Raw genomic sequence first — 18,426 nt, 5'->3', positions numbered from 1 at the left:
CGTTCGCCCCCTTAGCCTTTAACTAGTAATTGCTTGTTTTTTATCAACAAGGACTTTCTTTTCCCACGCTCTGCTTTTCCATCTAAAATACATGACGATTCCTCTGAACCATTCATCCGCAATAAAGGCAACCCATACCCCGGCTAACCCTATTCCAAACTGTATTCCTAATATATAGGATATAGGAACGGCAATTCCCCACATCGACAGAACGCCCATTTTCACAGTAAAAACGGCATCACCGGTAGCACGTAGTGAGTTAACCACGATGAGATTCAATGTCCTCCCAGGCTCTAGAATTAAACATAATAATAAAAGTGTACTTCCGACTTTAATAATTTCTGGATCATCTGTGAAAAGACCCATAATGGTTTCTCTAAAAATAGCAATAAATATGGCTATAATAATAGTAATAATAAAACTTACTTTTAGGCTTTTAAGTAATTGCTTATAGGCTCCTGCAAAGTCACCAGCTCCAACACGATAACCGATTAGAATTTGTGTTCCCTGGCCAACGGCTAATGCGAACAGCATAATAAAGGACATAATATTCCAGGTATAAACACGGGTAGACAAAGCTGCAGCTCCGAGAAGGGCTGTTATAGCAGTCATTGCCATCTGGCTCGTATTGTAACTTAGTTGTTCTCCGGCAGAAGGAATTCCTATTTTTAATATTTTTTTAATATGGGTCATTTGAAAATCGATATAATCCTTCCATTCAATTCTGATTGGAAGTCTCTTATACATGAACCAAAACGCGATGACTAGTGCTGCTGCTCTGCTGAAAGCAGTCGATAACGCAACCCCTTTAACGCCCATTTCAGGAAATCCAAACCATCCATAAATGACTAAGGCATTTCCAACTAAATGGATGAGGTTCATCATAACAGAAACAAACATCGCTTCCCTTGTGAAGCCATTTGACCTTAGAATAGCCGAAACAGTCACAAGCATAGCCTGTAGAAATAAAGTACCGCCGACTATGGATAAATAATCATACCCGATTACTGCTATATCCTTATCAAGGTGAAAAATATTTAATAATGGACCTTTAAAAATCACAAATAATACACTTACAACCAGACCCATACCCAGATTTATGGTTAAGGATATGGCAGAGGCTTCTTTGGCATCTTTTTTCAAACCAGCACCTAAATACTGTGAGATTAAAACTGCTGTTCCGGTAGCTGTAAAGCTAAAAAGAAGAATAGCAAAGAAGACGAGTTGATTTGCTACACCTATGGCTGCGACAACATCATCAGAAATATGGGATAGCATGATGATATCTGTACTTCCCATAATCATTTGCAAAAACAGTTCTATAAATATCGGCCATGTTATGGCACGCAGGGTCAAACGTCTTTCCTGTGAATCTTGTAAACTTTCCATCTTTCTGCCCGCCTTTTGTTTACAGAAAAGGGTTCATATCAAGAGAATGATATGAACCTTATCGTTCGTCATTTATTCCATTATTTCGGGAAACCAAAGTTTGGTGTCCCATCAGGGTTCCATGTAAATTCCTTCGCGCAGGTATGGCGGTTCGGATCATATAACGGATCTCCGACAATCTCTGTGTAATTTCTTACATGGTAAACCAAAACATCCTTGCTTCCATCTTCTGAGACGGTAAAGCTGTTATGACCTGGACCGTATTGTCCTGTTTCATAACAAGTTTTAAACACAGGCTCTGTGGACTTACTCCAAGATGCTGGATCCATCACGTCGCTGTTTTCATCCGCTGTCAGAATTCCCATTGCATAATTTTCATCTGTGGCACTGCCAGAGAATGAAATGAAGATTTTACCGTCCCGCTTTAAAACTGCTGGTCCTTCATTTACCCAGAATCCAATGGTTTCCCAATCATATTCTGGTTTAGTAATCATGACTTGAGGTCCCTGAATCGTCCATGGGTTTTCTAATGGAGCAATATAAAGGTTTGAGTTTCCTCTTATGTTTGGATCTTTTTGTGCCCAGACAAGGTACTGCTGACCTTTATGCTCAAACGAAGTCGCATCAAGGGCAAAGGACTCCCAGTCTGTTTTGATTTGTCCCTTTTCTTCCCAGCTGCCTTCTAAAGGATTAGCAGATTTATTTTCAATGACAAACATGCGATGTTGAAAAAGTCCATCTACGATTTCCTTTGACGGTGCTGCTGCATAATAGATATACCAGCTTTCGTTGATATAATGGATTTCAGGTGCCCAAATAAGCGCACTCAATGGTCCCGTCTCATGCTTTCTCCATGCAACAACAGGTTCCGCTTCTGCGATCCCTTTAATGGTTTTAGAACGCCTTACTTCAATTCGGTCATATTCAGGGACTGAAGCAGTGAAATAATAGTAGCCATCACTGTGTTTATAAATCCAGGGATCTGCCCTTTGCTCTATTATGAGGTCCTGTGCTCTTTTGGCTTCTTCGATCGTTACTTTTACCATAAAAATCTCCCTTTAGAAAATGATATCGACTGAATCAACTTAGTTTGCATCTGGTACCGGAATGCCAAAGTTAGGAGTTCCATCTTCATTCCACGTGAACACTTGTGCACGTGTATGACGATTCGGATCCCAAAGCGGGTCACCTACGATTTCACGGTAGTTACGAGCATGGTAAATCAGGATGTCTTGGCTGCCATCTTCTGAAACCGTGAAACTGTTATGACCTGGACCAAATTGGCTGTTTTCCTCATTTGTTTGGAAAACAGGTTGTGGCGATTTAACCCATGATTTTGGATTAAGCAGGTCGCTGTCTTCGTCTGCCGAAAGCAGACCCATGCAGTAGTTATAATCAGTAGCACTGGCAGAATACGAAATAAAGATTTTTCCGTTTCTTTTTAGTACAGCAGCACCTTCATTCACTAAAAATCCAATTTTCTCCCAATCATATTCAGGTGTGGTAATCATGACTTGAGGACCTGTAAGTGTCCAAGGGTTCGCCATTTTCGCAATGTATAGGTTGGAGTTTCCTTCGATTTCAGGATCTTTCTGAGCCCAAACATAGTATAAGTTACCGTTATGTTTAAAGGTGGTCGCATCAAGAGAAAAGGATTCCCAAGCAGTTCTTACCTGTCCCTTTTCAACCCAATTTCCTTCGAGCGGATTTTGTGAGTCATTTTCAATCACATACATCCGATGGTCAAAAATCGCATCCTTGCGGGCTGCAGCAAAATAGATATACCATTTTCCGTCAATGAAATGAATTTCTGGAGCCCAAATATTTGCGCTCATGATTCCATCTTCGTGTTTCGTCCAAGCAACCACTGGTTCAGCATTCCCTAGGCCTTGAATCGTTTTTGACCTTCTTACCTCGATTCGGTCATATTCAGGTACTGAAGCAGTTAAATAGTAGTACCCATCTGTATGCTTATAAACCCAAGGATCTGCTCGCTGCTCGACAATAGGGTTTTTCAACGTTTCAACTGTTTGCATGATATTTCACCTTTCCTTATAAAAATCATCGACGTATGAGGGGGCTGCTTTCGGCAGCAACATTCATAAATTTTAAAGCTGTATATCGATTTCTTAACGTATGTGCACTACTTAAACTTGCAGCAACTAGCTGTTCATCAATGCCCAGCTGTTCCGGCATGATTTCCCCGCCTGTCTGGGTTAACAGATTTTTTAGGTGTCCGGGGGTTGGGATCTCTTCGTATATTTTCATGATTTCTTTTAAACTTTCATTGTTAAGAGAGTTTTGCATTGATTCAGATAGTAAAGGAAGAAACTTTCCTTTATATACTTCCGCAAGCAGCACCGTTGATACTCCAACTTTTGCTCCATGGAGCACAGCAGGGCGCTTTCGCTGTAAAAAGTCCATTTCCCAGTAATGCGACAGATGATGTTCGCCGCCAGAAGCGGGATGTGACTGACCAAATATAAGCATGGCCAGCCCTGACTTGATTAGAGCTTCAATTAGAAGCTGAATTCCTTCTTCATCAGCTGCAGCAATCCTTTCTACTTTCTCCACACATGACTCTAAAGCTTCAAGGGTAATAGCGGCAACTAGCGGACAATATGGTTCTCCCTTTGCAAGATGGCCAAATTTCCAGTCCGCAAGCGAAGTATATTTGGCCAGCATATCCCCAAATCCTGCTGCCACCATTTTTCGTGGTGACGCCTTCAGTACAGATAAATCAGCAAACACGGCAATCGGAGCACACATTTGGAAGGTTGTTTTGACACCCCTAACAATTAATGGAGCCCCCATTGATGTGAAACCATCCACAGACGGTGCAGTAGGAACTGAAATAAATGGCAATTTCATTTTTGTACTGCAAAAACGAGCAATATCATGGAGTGTCCCTGCACCTACAGCGATGATTACGTCTGTTTCTACTGGTATCTCTAATAATGCCTGGACCAATGATTGCTCATCAGCAACAACATCATTATTTTCATCAGGCTTTATCACACTAAGAGAAATGCTGATACCTGTTTCTTTTAAAATTTCTGACAGACTTTTCCCTGCAGCTTGGTAGGTATTTTCATCAGCGATTATAACAACATGTTTAAATCCCTTATACTCTGCATAGGCAGCAAGTTCTCTGTAAACACTGTTTCCAATCTTGATTCTTTCAATTGGAATAGTGTGATGATGATTTCCACAATCGCAGGATTGAGCTAGAGTCATAAGTTCAGCAATATAATTTTCCACTTAAATTCCCCCTGCTCCACTGAAACAGTATTAGTCTTGTAATGTCCCAAATTTATAGATTGTTACCGTAGAATACTCTTTGTCTTTTTCTAGAACCCAGGAAGGAAACTGAGGGTGATGAATCGCGTCCGGTAATCCCTGTGTCTCCAGGCAAATCCCCAAGTACTTTCGTGACGGCACTCCGGCAATCTCTCCTTCAGACTTCATCTGATTGCCAGAATAAACGACCACTCCTGCTTCATCTGTTTCAATCGTTAGAGTCCGTCCACTTTCGATATCCTTTAGGACAATTTCTTGATCATGTTGTGTATTCAATAAAAATGGATGGTCATACCCCGAGCCGGCTAACTTATTTTGGTGATGGTCTGACACCACTCCAGTTTCAATCTTTCTCTCTGTTGTAAAATCAAATGCAGTACCTGTAACATCCAGCATTTCACCGGTAGGAAGCAGTTCATCATTTAATTCAAGAAACTTATCGCTTTTTATTCGTAGAGAATGATTTAATATATCTCGTTTTAAATTCCCACTTAAATTGAAATAAGAGTGATTCGTTATATTTAGCAGTGTATCCTCATCAGACACGCCAGAATATCGAATCGAAAGTTCATTGTCATTGTTCAAAGTGTAGGTAACGGAAACATTTAAATTTCCAGGATACCCCTCTTCGCCATTCGGGCTTACATAAGTAAATCGAACGCCAATCTCCTGATCATTTTCGATGACCTCACTATCCCAAACGACCTGGTTAAACCCTTTATTGCCGCCATGCAGATGATTATTACCTTCATTTTTTGCTAGTGTATAAGTTTGACCGTTCAAATCAAAGGAACCAGCCTTGATTCTTCCAGCGACTCGGCCAATTGCAGCACCTAGAAAATAAGTATCCTTTTCATATTCGTTCAACGTATCATATCCAACAACAACATTTTCAAAGTTTCCATCTTTATCAGGAGTGATGATTTTTGTAATAATACAGCCATAATTAATACAGCCAATTTCTACTCCATGATCATTAACTAGATTAAATAAAAAAACAGTTTGGTTATCTTTCCTTCCAAACTCCTCTTTCAAGACCTTCATATCGTTCAATCCTTCCTTCTAGAAAAAATGATTCCATACCTCTCCGTCAACACATGCTAACAGAACAGGTATGGAATGAGGCATATTAGTTACGCTTCGCCAGGCGGATTACATTCCAAGATAACTTTGGTAATACCGCGGTAACTCCGCCATTTTCAGATTTTGCATTACCATTAGAATGTGGGGCAACTGGTGTACCTTTAGCAGAGTTCGTTTGTTTTAGATTACCGTCGTTTTCTAAAACAATATGCTCGACTACTTCATAACCATTAAAGTTACGGATGTCCACAGCCAGTTCTAATCCTTCTTCGAGATGACGGTTTACAGCAAAGATTGTTAATGTTTCATGCTCTTCATTGTAAACAGCTGTTGACTCTAAATATGGTACATCAGTGAAATCCTTACTGTCATACTTAGGACTTGAAATAATTGGGTTTAATGAAACGCCGCGTCCATACACAGAAGTATGCATATATGGATAAAAAATCGTTTGCTTCCAAGCAGGTCCATTGTCTTCTGTCATGATTGGTGCAATTACATTAACCAACTGAGCCAGGCAGGCAATTTTCACACGGTCGGCATGCTTTAATAAGGTAATGAGCATACATCCAACCAATAAAGCGTCTTCAAAATTATAAATATCTTCTAATTGAGGCGGTGCAATACTCCATGGCTCAATTTTTTTATCAGCCTCATTGCTGTGATACCATACGTTCCATTCATCAAAGCTGAGATTGATACTCTTTTTACCGCGTTTTTTCGCTTTAATATAGTCTGCAATTGAAATAACCGATTTAATAAAGTCATCCATTTCTAGAGACAATGCTAAATAGTTAGAAATCTCATTGTCACGGTTGCCGTAATACTGGTGCAAAGAGATGAATTCTACATGATCATACGTATGATCAAGTACAGTTGCTTCCCAGTCAGCAAAGGTCGGCATATTGCGGTGTGAGCTTCCACATGCAACCAGCTCGATTGTAGGATCTACCCACTTCATTACTTTCGCAGCTTCTTGAGCGAGGCGGCCATATTCCGCAGCTGTTTTGTGCCCGATTTGCCATGGACCGTCCATTTCGTTACCAAGACACCAAGTTTTAATTTTGTATGGATCCTTTACGCCGTGAGAAATACGGAGGTCACTATAGTAAGAACCGCCTGGGTGGTTGCAATATTCCACTAGATTTCTAGCTGCGTCAATACCGCGGGTTCCAAGGTTAACAGCCATATTTACATCAGCATTGACTAACTGCGCCCATTTCATGAACTCATTGGTACCCATTTCGTTCGTTTCAGTTGTACGCCAAGCTAAATCTAAACGACGTGGACGGCTTTCTACCGGTCCTACACCATCCTCCCAGTTATATCCGGAAACAAAGTTACCGCCCGGGTAGCGGACAAGCGGAACTTGAAGTTCCTTAACCATTTCAATTACATCCTGACGGAATCCATTTTCATCAGCTTGCGGATGTCCTGGCTCATAAATGCCGCCATATACGGCACGGCCTAAATGTTCAATAAAAGAACCATAGATTCGGTTATCAATTTCAGAGATTTTAAAGTCTTTTTCTAGAATCATTTTTGCTTTATTATTGGCCATGTTCCCTGTTCCTTTCTCGGTCTGATAGAGTTTGCAAAAGCAGCGGCTTCGTTTCTATAAAACTATGAGTAGTTATCCAACCTTTTCCCATTTTGGCTTTCCCGTAAAAGGACAGCTTTTGTTCTTAAACTTGGCACGATAGCGGACAATACATCCGCTATGGGCACAGGTGGTGCCATATTGAAGAGAAGGGCAGCTTTCACAAATCTTCAGTCGTTCTGAGTAGATTTCGTCCGATACGATAACAGATAAATCTTCTTCCGTTTCCCTAACAAGCTCCTGGATGACTTCCTCTGTTACCATCACACTTTCAACGCAGCCTTTACATAGATTTCGCTTACTCACTGCTCCGATCCCCCTCATTCATTATTCAACCGCTAATGTAACAACAGACATTGCTGGAAGTTTAATAGATAATTTATTATTTTCAACACTTACTCCTGTAAACGCAGCAGGTTTTACAACCTCTAGCTGTTCGAACGTGTTATGCGCATTCATAGAGTCAGCTGTAATGATGGTTCCTGACACCTTTGTTTCAACACCGATTACACCACGAAGATCTAAATCTAGGACTGCTTCGTTCTGATGGTCAATGTTACATAAGCTGATGTGAACGATACCTTCAGCATTTTTCGAAGCAGATACGGTTACTTGCGGTAACGTTTCTCCGTTATATTCATAGCTGCCAAATGTAGAATCAACAGCAAGCAGTTCAGCATCTTGGTGAACTTTGTACATATCAAATACATGATAGGTTGGAGTAAGAATCATCTTCTCGCCTTCCGTTAAAATCATCGCTTGAAGTACGTTGACGGTTTGAGCAATATTCGTCATTTGAACCCGGTCAGCATGATTGTGGAAAATGTTAAAGTGTAAACCTGCCACAAGCGCGTCACGGATCGTGTTTTGCTGATATAAGAATCCAGGATTTGTTCCAGGCTCTACATCAAACCATGTTCCCCACTCATCAATAATCATACCGATTCGCTTATCTGGATCATATTTATCCATAATCGTACTATGCTTTGTGATTAACTGATCCATATGAAGAGCTTTCTTCATCGTAATGAACCATTCGTCTTCAGGGAAATCAATCGCTGAGCCTTTACCAAGCCAGAAATCTCCTGGGATTGTGTAATAATGAAGACTTAAACCATCCATTAACCAGTGAGCGTTCTTCATTAACACTTCTGTCCAGTTATAGTCATCAACATTTGCTCCGCCGGCAATTTTATAGATTTTATTGCCGCCATAGTTACGTACATAAGTTTGATAGCGGCGATAAAGGTCTGCATAATATTCAGGACGCATGTTTCCACCGCAGCCCCAGTTTTCGTTCCCTACACCAAAATATTTTAATTTCCAAGGCTCATCCTGACCATTTTCCCGGCGCCAGTTTGCCATTGGCGATTCACCTTCAAATGTCATATATTCAACCCATTCAGACATTTCTTGAACCGTACCGCTTCCTACGTTTCCGCAAATATACGGCTCACACTCTAATAATTCACACAATAGCATGAACTCGTGGGTTCCGAAGTGGTTGTTTTCCACTACACCGCCCCAGTGAGTATTAACCATACGCTTACGGTTTTCTCTAGGACCGACACCGTCCTTCCAGTGATACTCATCAGCAAAACAGCCGCCCGGCCAGCGAAGAACAGGAACTTTTATATTCTTTAATGCTGCTAATACATCGTTGCGGATACCCTTCGTATTTGGAATTGAAGAATCTTCGCCTACCCAGATTCCTTCATATATACATCTGCCTAAATGCTCTGCAAAGTGACCATATATATTTTTATTAATTTTGCCTTTTGTAATATCGGCATTTACAATGACATTATTTTTCATAGATTAATCCTCCAGTCGTTTATGTAATCAAAGCTTCCCTAGTAAACCTTAGGGCTATTATTGCTAATAGCCCTAAGGTTAAAAATTAACGATAGATAACGTCATTCCAGCGTAATTCGTTAATAAAAGATTCTGTTTTTGTGTCGTTATTAATGACAACCATTTCAATTCCAGCTAATTCTGCAAAGTCTCTTAATTGTTCTGTTGTTACTTTATAAGAGAATCCAGTATGGTGAGCTCCACCTGCTTCGATCCAGTTTTCAACGGCTTGGTTAAGGGATGGCTGACACTTCCATAGCACACGTGCAACAGGAAGATTTGGCATATCCTTCTCTAGTTGTACCGCATCTACTTCATTTACAAGAAGACGGAAACGATGTCCAAGGTCGATAATTGATGCATTTAATGCAGAGCCGCCTCTTCCATCAAATACAATCCTTGCAGGGTCTTCCTTGCCGCCAATTCCTAGTGGATGAACCTCAATTTTTGGACGAGTGGCTGAAATTGTTGGGCAAACCTCAAGCATATGTGCACCAAGAACCAATTCATTTCCTGGTTCAAAGTGATACGTGTAGTCTTCCATAAAGGATGTACCTTCATTGCCAGCAATGATTTTCATCAAGCGAACAAGTGCCGCAGTTTTCCAGTCACCTTCACCTGCAAAGCCGTAGCCTTGTTCCATTAAACGTTGAACAGCAAGACCTGGAAGCTGACGCATACCATGTAAATCTTCAAAAGTAGTAGTAAATGCTGTATATCCACCTTCAGTTAAGAATGCTTTCATTCCTAGTTCGATTCTTGCTTGATAACGAATGCTGTCTCTTACTGGTCCGTCAGTAAGACCTTCTGGTGTAATATCATATTGCTCTTCATATTCGGCCATTAACTGATCAAGTTCTTGTTCACTTACATCATTCATGCGTTGAACGAGGTCACCAACGCCGTAACCATTCACTGTCCAGCCAAATTTGATTTGAGCTTCTACTTTGTCACCCTCAGTAACCGCTACTTGGCGCATATTATCACCAAATCTTGCTACTTTTAGATTTTTACTTTCTTCAAAAGCTGCAGCCGTTCTCATCCAGCTTCCAACACGTTCTTTAACTTCTGCGTTTTCCCAATGCCCGACAACTACCTTACGCTTAACCTTTAAGCGGCTTGCAATAAATCCATGTTCACGATCTCCGTGTGCAGCCTGGTTAAGATTCATGAAATCCATATCAATTGAATTCCATGGGATATCACGATTAAATTGGGTTGCTAGATGAAGATATGGTTTTTGAAGAGATGAAAGTCCTGCAATCCACATTTTTGAAGGTGAGAATGTATGCATCCACGTAATGATCCCTGCACAATTTTCATCAGCATTAGCTTCAAGAATCAAGCGGCGAATCGCTTCGGAATCCTTTACCACTGATTTAAAAACTAATTTATATGGAACCGCTGGATCATTATCTAGACCGCTTACAATTGTTTTTGAATTTTCTTCTACTGATCTAAGTACATCTTCTCCGTAAAGTAATTGACTTCCAGTTACAAACCAAAATTCGTAGGCTTTTGTCGTTAACAAGGTAAATCCCCCTAAAGTAGTTAATATATTATTAAAATCAACCTGCTTATGCGTACAAGTTATTCTATAAAACAACTATTAAAGCGTTTGCTCTGATGTTTTTTTTGTTTGACCATAATAGGCATTCTTACCATGCTTTCGCAGGTAATGCTTATCTAACAAGAATTGTTGAATTGGGTTTACGCTAGGATTTAGCTGGAAGGTATGCAGCGCCATTTTCGCTACTTCTTCTAGTACCACGGCATTGTGTACAGCCTCATTGGCATTTTTCCCCCAGCAGAACGGTGCATGATTAAACACTAGAACTCCTGGCATAGCCGCAGGGTCCAATCCTTGTTTTTCAAACGTTTCAATAATTACATTTCCTGTTTCAAGTTCATAAGCACGATCAATTTCCTCTTGAGTCATCTCACGTGTACAAGGAACCTCACCATAATAATAATCCGCATGTGTAGTTCCAAGTGAAGGAATTGGACGTCCTGCTTGTGCCCAGCTCGTTGCCCATGGCGAATGGGTATGTACGACGCCGCCAATCGTTGGAAAAGCACGGTAGAGTGCAAGATGTGTTGGTGTATCAGATGAAGGGCGGAGAGTTCCTTCGACAATCCGTCCTTCCAAATCTACTACTACCAAGTCCTCAATGGTAAGCTCATCATAGGGTACACCGCTTGGTTTGATAACAACAAGGTTCTGTTCACGATCAATTCCACTTACGTTTCCCCAAGTAAAAGTGACCAAGTTATGTTTTGGAAGCTGCAAATTAGCATCCAAAACCTCTTTTTTTAGTCGTTCTAGCATACTGTCTCCTCCGTTCTTTCTAAGGAGCTTGCACTCTTAATTTTTTTCAAAGTTTTCATTACGTTATTTTCGCCGCGCCCAAAATAATCATATAGGCGTGCATATTCTTTATAAAGTTGATCGTAGACAACCTTATTTTCAGACTTTGGCTGATATACATAATCTTTGACTCTTCCCATATCCTTAGCTGCTTCCGTAATGCTGTCATATCCGCCGCGTTCTTTACCTGCCGCAACGGCACCAAACATCGCAGAACCTAGCGCTGGTGTTTGAGAAGAAGCAGAAATTTTAATACTCATATTTAATACATCTGCATAAATCTGCATCATCATTGCATTTTTCTCAGCAATTCCTCCTGCAGCATACACTTCATTAACCGGAACACCATTATCACGGAAGGTTTCAACGATCATTCGAGTTCCGTATGCGGTAGCCTCAATGAGCGCACGATAAATTTCCTCAGGTTTTGTTAATAACGTTTGTCCTAGCAGCACGCCTGTAAGATCGGCGTCAACAAGTGTTGAACGATTGCCGTTCCACCAATCAAGGGCGAGGAGACCGCTTTCACCAACGTTTAACTTACTTGCTTTATCTGTTAATAACTGGTGGATATTTACGCCTTTTTCTTTTGCTTCTTCGTAGTAACTTGCTGGAACACAGTTTTCCGTAAACCATTCAAAATGGTCTCCTACGCATGATTGACCAGCCTCATAACCCATGTATCCAGGAATGACTCCATCCTCAACCACACCGCACATACCCGGTACAATCTTTTCCTCTTCACCTAGTAAAATATGACATGTAGAAGTTCCCATAATCATTAGTAGTTTACCAGGTTCTGTAATCCCAACTGCTGGGACGGCAACGTGTGCATCCACATTCGCAACTGCTACTGCAGTGCCAGGATTCAATCTTGTTAACTTAGCGCCTTCAGCGGTAATTTCTCCTGCCTTTGAGCCAATTGGAACGATATCCGTAGATAATTTATCTTCAACTACGTTTTCTAAACGAGGATCAAGCGCTTTAAAAAATTCTTTTGATGGGTAGCCGTCCTGCTTATGCCACATTGCTTTATAACCTGCAGTACAGCTGTTGCGCTTTACTTGACCAGTCAATTGAGAAATAACCCAATCCGTTGCTTCTAAAATTTGATCTGCAGCTTCATAAATTTCAGGTGCCTCATCAAGGATTTGCCATACCTTCGGAATCATCCACTCGGAAGAAATCTTTCCGCCGTACCGTTGTAAAAACTTTTCGCCGCGTTGTTCGGCAATTTCATTCAAACCGTTTGCTTCGTCTTGTGCTGCATGGTGCTTCCAAAGTTTTACATAGCTGTGTGGATTTTTACTAAATTCAGGTTTCCAGCAAAGAGGAGTCCCAGTCTGATCAACCGGTAGGACCGTACAAGCTGTAAAGTCGATTCCTAATCCGATAACATCATCCGGGGAAACTTGTGCCTTATCTAATACTTCTGGAATTGTAATCTGTAAAACTTCTAAATAATCTGTGGGGTGCTGTAAAGCCCAATCATGTTCTAATTTAGTGGTTCCATCTGGTAAAAACTCATCCATTACTCCATGTGTGTATGGTTTTACAGCTGTTGCAACCTCTTTACCAGTTCCAATCTCAACTAAGACGGCTCTTCCTGACTGAGTACCATAGTCGACACCAATTGCATATTTAGCCATTTTTCTCTCCCTGCCTTTTAGAAAGAATACGTTTACATAATCAATAAAAAATTTTTCTGAGTTTAATAGAATGAAATGACTACATTACTATCTCACTCAGGTTAAAATTAAACGCTACTTTATAAGTTAGTATGTCATCCGTACAAGAATTATGATTACTCGAGAAAACATTATCTATTAGCTCTACAAGTTTACAGATGTTGTACCCACTTTCAAAACTTGTACGTATAACCTTTAAGTTGATTGTACCACCTATCCATATTTTTTCAAGGTATTTTCCTATATATTTAAAAACTTTTTGCATACAAGTTAAATGAGTGGGAAAAAATGTTATTTTTTCCCACTCATCTATTTTATTTCTAACCTTTTACCACTCGGATTGCAAATACCTTAGGTACCTTTTGACCATCACGAGCACGGAAAGTAACCCTTACTTTTTCCTTACCGGCAGTAGCTTGATTTGGAATTTCATATTTTACTTGTACAAACGTGTTCAACTCGACAAGTTCCACTTGACCATTTTCTAATTTAACTCCATCAATGGTGATATCAAAGGATTTCATTGTCTCAATTTCTTTTGTATACATGACAACAAGATGGTTCTGCTGGTGGGATTGAACCTTTAACGTAAAGGAAAAGTGCCCGCTTGGCCATGTGTCTCGATATTTCCGATTAGACTGGATACCATATCCCACGTGTTCCCCTTCAAACTCATGATCACGCTCTGGCTGCATTTCTCCAGGCTGAACAAAATCAACGGTCCGAAGCTGCAACTCACGCTCTTTTTCGACAGAGGCTTTGTATGATAGTTCTGCTTCTTTCCATTCTTCTTCTGTAAAAACGTCCCAATAAACAGAGGTACTTCGATCATGCAGTTGATAGAAAGGGAACAATCTCACATCACGAGGATAACCCAGCTTATTCATATCAAAATGATGATTATTATCTGATACCGGCACGATACGATTAAGTACGGTTGATTCGTCGGTGACTAATACCGGTGTAAATAATAGCTCTTTCGCAGACTCATCCTGTTTTATAGGCCCTAAATCACCTGCTAAAACAAGTGGACCATTCATAAATGCTATTCGATTTGGGTTATCATTCATACTTTCAACTCTTACTGTCATAGGTATTTCTAATTCAACTGTATCTCCGTTTTCCCAAACACGATCAATGGTGATAAAACTAGAAGGCGTAGAATCGTGGGTGTACGGTTCACCGTTCACTTTTACATACACACCTTTTTCCGCCCAGTATGGATAGCGGACAGATAGGGAGAATTGCTTCGGGTCACTAGACTCTACTAGCAATTTAATAGAACCTTTGTCAGGGTACGTAGTTTCCTGATGGATAATGACTCCTTTCTCGCTCCAATTTAGTTTGGATGGAATGTATTGGTTCACCACAAGAGATTGATCGTTATAATAGTAGATCCCATTGCCATAACTAGAATGATTCTCCATTCCCGTACCAACACAACAAGTAAAATCATTAAACTGAGAATTGTAAACCTTATGGCCGCCCATATCCAAGGACACAAAGTAAGTAACTGTGCCTTCCTGCGGGTGCTGGGACGCTAAAATATGATTGTATAAAACTCTTTCATAGAAATCTCCTTGTTCAGCAAGCGCATTCCACTGAATGAGGTGTCTAGTCAGTTTTAACATGTTATAGGAGTTACATGTTTCACAAGTATTCGCCCCAAGCCGGTCAGTTAATTTGTCTGGTTCCCCAAAATGCTCATTCATACTGTTTCCGCCAATTACGTAGGAATGATGGTGGACAACCTGTTTCCAGAAGAATTCTGAAATCCGACGGTAGGATTCGTTATTGGATATTTCATATTGCCGTGCTGCCCCGATGATCTTTGGTATTTGTGTATTGGCATGCCTTCCTGCTAACACATCATTTTCAGCCTCCAGCGAATCTAATAGTTCCTTGTGATGAAAGAGTTGTGATAGCTTCCAAAAACACTCATCGCCCGTATCTTCGGCAATGTCTGCCAACACTTCTGACATTCCACCATATTCACACTTCAGGACTTCCTGTATTTGCTGGTCATTTAGGTTTTCAAACACATCGTTGAGCCATAAGCCAAGTTTTGTTTCAACCTGCAATGCTTTTTTGTTAGCAGTATATTTGAAGGCGTCACGCAGACCAGCGAATAATTTATGAATAGAATAGAGAGGCACCCATCCTCCATTCAAATCAAAGCCTTGTGAGCGGATATCTCCTGCTTTTACTTCTTCAAAAATCTCTTTGCCGCGCGGAATACCTGAAATATATCCTGTTCCATGGGCTTCCTGACAAATATCGAGTTCATCTACAATATAATTTACTCTTTGATTGAATCGCTCATCGTCTGTTGCCACCGCCATCATGGCAACTGCCGATAAATAATGCCCTAATGTATGCCCAGAAATACCTTGTGCTTCCCAGCCTTCATAGTTTGCCGCCTTTGGCTGCAGCCCAGCGTACTCTCTGAATCTAGAAAGCAGTCTATCAGGCTCTAATTTTAAAAGATATTCCTTATTTAATTCCATTGCATGCTTTAGCGGACCGCCTGTAATCCGAATAGAGTTGAGATCAAATTCTTTTAGTTTCCTATTCACATTTACCTGATTGGTGGATAGCATGTAGTGTCACTCCATTTTATTTATTTTCAACTTCTTTTTACCCCAAAGGACAGTTCCCTCTTGATCCATACCGGTGAAAACAAGCGTACCGTTCCAATTTTCCCAGTCCCAGGCCGGAATCACTTTCAACGTGTACTTCCAGTAATCATCAGGTGCTCTATCAGGGTCATAGATAGTGAGTTTTAATGTCTTATCCCCCGTTAATTCCCAATGACTCTTATCATCACCTTCAATTTTCCCATTAGATTTTAACTGTAAGTTCTGGGAAACTTGTAAACTATCATCATATCTCGGGAGAAGGATCTTTTCCCATTCGCCAATAATATTTTCTTCGTTTATTTCTTGTACTGCTTCACCTGCGTATCTTTCCGGTGAAACCACTGGCCAGCCATCATCAGTCCAAACCATTTTCCTGACATGTAAATGGGACCAATAGATATCTTCACCAGCTCTAGCATTATGAGTCAGATAATATTCTCCATCTTCCTCAAACAAGGCATTATGACCTGTCCCCAGCCAGCCATCGCTATTTTCAAATTGATAAGCTCCTACTAATTTATTCCCAGTATTGAAGGATTCATCTGTGGTATCAATCATTTCGTTGCCATTATAGTCCACATACGGTCCCGTTATATTTTTCGACCTAGCTGTCCGGACATTATATGTATCCTCCAGCCACTCATAAGATACAGTTAAGTAATAATAACCGGTATCACGGTTATAGATAATTTCAGGTCCTTCTATGCCGTAATTCATATTTTTCCTTTGCGCCACTAACGTACCCTCATCATTTGGATCGACTAATTTTCCGGTGTTAGAATCTACCTTTGTGATAAAAATACCGCCAAAATAGGAGCCATATACCATCCAGGCCTGACCTTGTTCATCCAATACGATATCGGGATCGATGGCATTTACCGTGTGTTCATCGCCCTCTTGTGTTTTAAATACGGCACCTTCGTCTTTCCATGGACCCTCAATAGAGTCACTTACCGCCACACCAATATACGAGTTCCTTTTTCCAACCGAGGAAACGGAGTAATATAAATAATATTTATCATTCATTTTCACCACATCTGGAGCCCAAAAGGTTGTTCCTTTGGTCGATTCCCATGCCTCAGGTGATACCTGTTCAAACACACGTCCGACAAATTCCCAGTTAATTAAATCCTTAGACCTTCTAATTTGGATTCCTGGTTTTGGCGGAGCCCCTACCATGTAGTCTGTGGAAAACGCATAATACCAGCCATCTGCTTTAATAATCGAAGCATCATGGGTAAAATTGGTGGTCCAATCCTTTTCCTTGTAAAGGATATCGCCGTTGACATTTTGTACCTGCTTGTCGGCCGGCGCCGCTGGTAATGTAACTCCAGACAAATTTCCTGTTTTAGGTCCAGCAAGAGTCATAACAAGCCATGCTCCTATGATTAACACTATTAAAATGACGATCCCAACTAAATACTTTTTTGTTTTAAGTTTCATTGATGGACTCCCAAGGTATGTGAGTATTTTTTAAACAAAAAGCACTTATCATCTAGTAACTCTGATAAGTGCTTTTTCATTTCTCTATTAACTTCTAAATTGTTGAGCCAAAAAATGCACATGCATTTGATTTAGTTTTATTAACCTTTTACCCCTGAAATTGCAATAGATTCGATGATTTGTTTTTGGAAGATGATGAAAACAATTAACATCGGTAATAATGCGACAACAGATGCGGCCATGATAAGTGGATAATCACTTTGGATCGCATAGGAAGCATTAAAGTTTGCAATTACAAGCTGAAGTGTCTGTTTCTCTGGTGAGTTTAGATAAAGAATCGGTCCTAGGTAATCATTCCAAATCCCCATAAACCATAAAATTAACTGTGCTGCTACCGCAGGCTTAATTAACGGGAAGATGATTTTGTAAAAGATTTGGAAATATGAACAGCCATCAATCTTTGCAGCTTCAATGATTGAGTTAGGTATACTAGTTAAAAACTGACGTAAAAAGAAAATCATGAAAATGTTTCCGAAAAATCCAGGGACGATTAATGGCAGTAACGTATCAACCCATCCTATGGAAGAGAACATGATGAACTGCGGAATCATTAGCACTGGATAGGGAATCATAACCGACGCAAATAACATCATAAAGATTTTATTTTTGCCATTGAAATGCAGCTTTGAGAATGCAAATGCCGCCAAACTTGAGGTAAATGTACCAATCACTGTTACCGACACAGCTACTATTAAGCTATTGCTAATACCTGAAAGCAGCGGTCCCATTGACCAAATTTCAGAATACTTAGCAAAAGAAATCGTTTCTGGAATCCACACTGGAGGTAAGGCAAAAACATCCTCCCGTGTCTTGATCGAAGTCGAGAACATCCATAACAAAGGCGCTACCATGAAGATTGCTCCAATGCTTAGGAAAACAAATACAATGGAATCGGTAATTCTATTTTTCTTCTTGTCAGACATAGGTTCTGCTTTAACTGACTTTTTGTTTGCAACTGCAACTTCCATTTTATACGCTCCTCTCTATTACTCTCTTACTTTA

Annotated in this window: 14 protein-coding genes; all 14 read right to left on the bottom strand. The window is 40.4% G+C overall.

What is annotated here, in order from left to right:
- Nucleotides 1–18 precede the first annotated feature (18 nt).
- Nucleotides 19–1,389: an MATE family efflux transporter gene (locus QFZ28_RS25005; protein WP_307197342.1), complete on the bottom strand. Its 1,371-nt coding sequence runs from the start codon at nt 1,387–1,389 to the stop codon at nt 19–21.
- A gap of 80 nt (nt 1,390–1,469) precedes the next feature.
- Nucleotides 1,470–2,435 (bottom strand): glycoside hydrolase family 43 protein, encoded by a 966-nt coding sequence (locus tag QFZ28_RS25000; RefSeq protein ID WP_307197341.1) that lies wholly within the window; start codon nt 2,433–2,435, stop codon nt 1,470–1,472.
- A gap of 39 nt (nt 2,436–2,474) precedes the next feature.
- Nucleotides 2,475–3,425 carry a glycoside hydrolase family 43 protein gene (locus tag QFZ28_RS24995; protein WP_307197340.1) on the bottom strand — a complete coding sequence of 317 codons (951 nt, stop codon included), beginning with the start codon at nt 3,423–3,425 and terminating at the stop codon, nt 2,475–2,477.
- A 25-nt stretch (nt 3,426–3,450) separates the two neighbouring features.
- On the bottom strand, nt 3,451–4,650 hold the full coding sequence (locus QFZ28_RS24990) for a sn-glycerol-1-phosphate dehydrogenase (RefSeq protein WP_307197339.1): 1,200 nt from the start codon (nt 4,648–4,650) through the stop codon (nt 3,451–3,453).
- A gap of 30 nt (nt 4,651–4,680) precedes the next feature.
- Nucleotides 4,681–5,733: an aldose epimerase family protein gene (locus QFZ28_RS24985; RefSeq protein WP_307197338.1), complete on the bottom strand. Its 1,053-nt coding sequence runs from the start codon at nt 5,731–5,733 to the stop codon at nt 4,681–4,683.
- A gap of 85 nt (nt 5,734–5,818) precedes the next feature.
- Nucleotides 5,819–7,333, bottom strand: a complete 1,515-nt coding sequence (gene arfA, locus QFZ28_RS24980; RefSeq protein WP_307197337.1) for an arabinosylfuranosidase ArfA — start codon at nt 7,331–7,333, stop codon at nt 5,819–5,821.
- 72 nt (nt 7,334–7,405) lie between these two features.
- A complete protein-coding gene (locus tag QFZ28_RS24975) occupies nt 7,406–7,678 on the bottom strand; it encodes a DUF6171 family protein (protein WP_307197336.1) in 273 nt (90 codons plus the stop codon).
- A 21-nt stretch (nt 7,679–7,699) separates the two neighbouring features.
- Complete coding sequence (locus QFZ28_RS24970; RefSeq protein WP_307197335.1) at nt 7,700–9,187, bottom strand: alpha-N-arabinofuranosidase; 1,488 nt, start codon at nt 9,185–9,187, stop codon at nt 7,700–7,702.
- 85 nt (nt 9,188–9,272) lie between these two features.
- Nucleotides 9,273–10,757: an L-arabinose isomerase gene (gene araA, locus QFZ28_RS24965; protein WP_307197334.1), complete on the bottom strand. Its 1,485-nt coding sequence runs from the start codon at nt 10,755–10,757 to the stop codon at nt 9,273–9,275.
- 78 nt (nt 10,758–10,835) lie between these two features.
- Nucleotides 10,836–11,555 carry an L-ribulose-5-phosphate 4-epimerase gene (gene araD, locus QFZ28_RS24960; protein ID WP_307197333.1) on the bottom strand — a complete coding sequence of 240 codons (720 nt, stop codon included), beginning with the start codon at nt 11,553–11,555 and terminating at the stop codon, nt 10,836–10,838.
- Nucleotides 11,549–13,243, bottom strand: coding sequence for a ribulokinase (gene araB / locus QFZ28_RS24955; RefSeq protein ID WP_307197332.1), 1,695 nt, complete (start codon nt 13,241–13,243; stop codon nt 11,549–11,551). The genes araD and araB overlap by 7 nt, the downstream gene beginning before the upstream one ends.
- A 359-nt stretch (nt 13,244–13,602) precedes the next feature.
- Nucleotides 13,603–15,882, bottom strand: a complete 2,280-nt coding sequence (locus QFZ28_RS24950; RefSeq protein ID WP_307197331.1) for a glycoside hydrolase family 127 protein — start codon at nt 15,880–15,882, stop codon at nt 13,603–13,605.
- Nucleotides 15,883–15,888: 6 nt separating this feature from the next.
- The gene (locus tag QFZ28_RS24945) at nt 15,889–17,364 is read right to left on the bottom strand and encodes an arabinan endo-1,5-alpha-L-arabinosidase (RefSeq protein WP_307197330.1); all 1,476 of its coding nucleotides are present in this window, start codon (nt 17,362–17,364) and stop codon (nt 15,889–15,891) included.
- A 140-nt stretch (nt 17,365–17,504) separates the two neighbouring features.
- Nucleotides 17,505–18,347, bottom strand: a complete 843-nt coding sequence (locus tag QFZ28_RS24940) for a carbohydrate ABC transporter permease (protein WP_307197762.1) — start codon at nt 18,345–18,347, stop codon at nt 17,505–17,507.
- Between the last annotated feature and the right edge of the window lie 79 nt (nt 18,348–18,426).

This window comes from Neobacillus niacini, from assembly GCF_030817695.1.
In the GTDB taxonomy this organism is placed as follows: domain Bacteria; phylum Bacillota; class Bacilli; order Bacillales; family Cytobacillaceae; genus Neobacillus; species Neobacillus niacini_F.
This window is presented reverse-complemented; position numbering and strand designations above follow the sequence as displayed.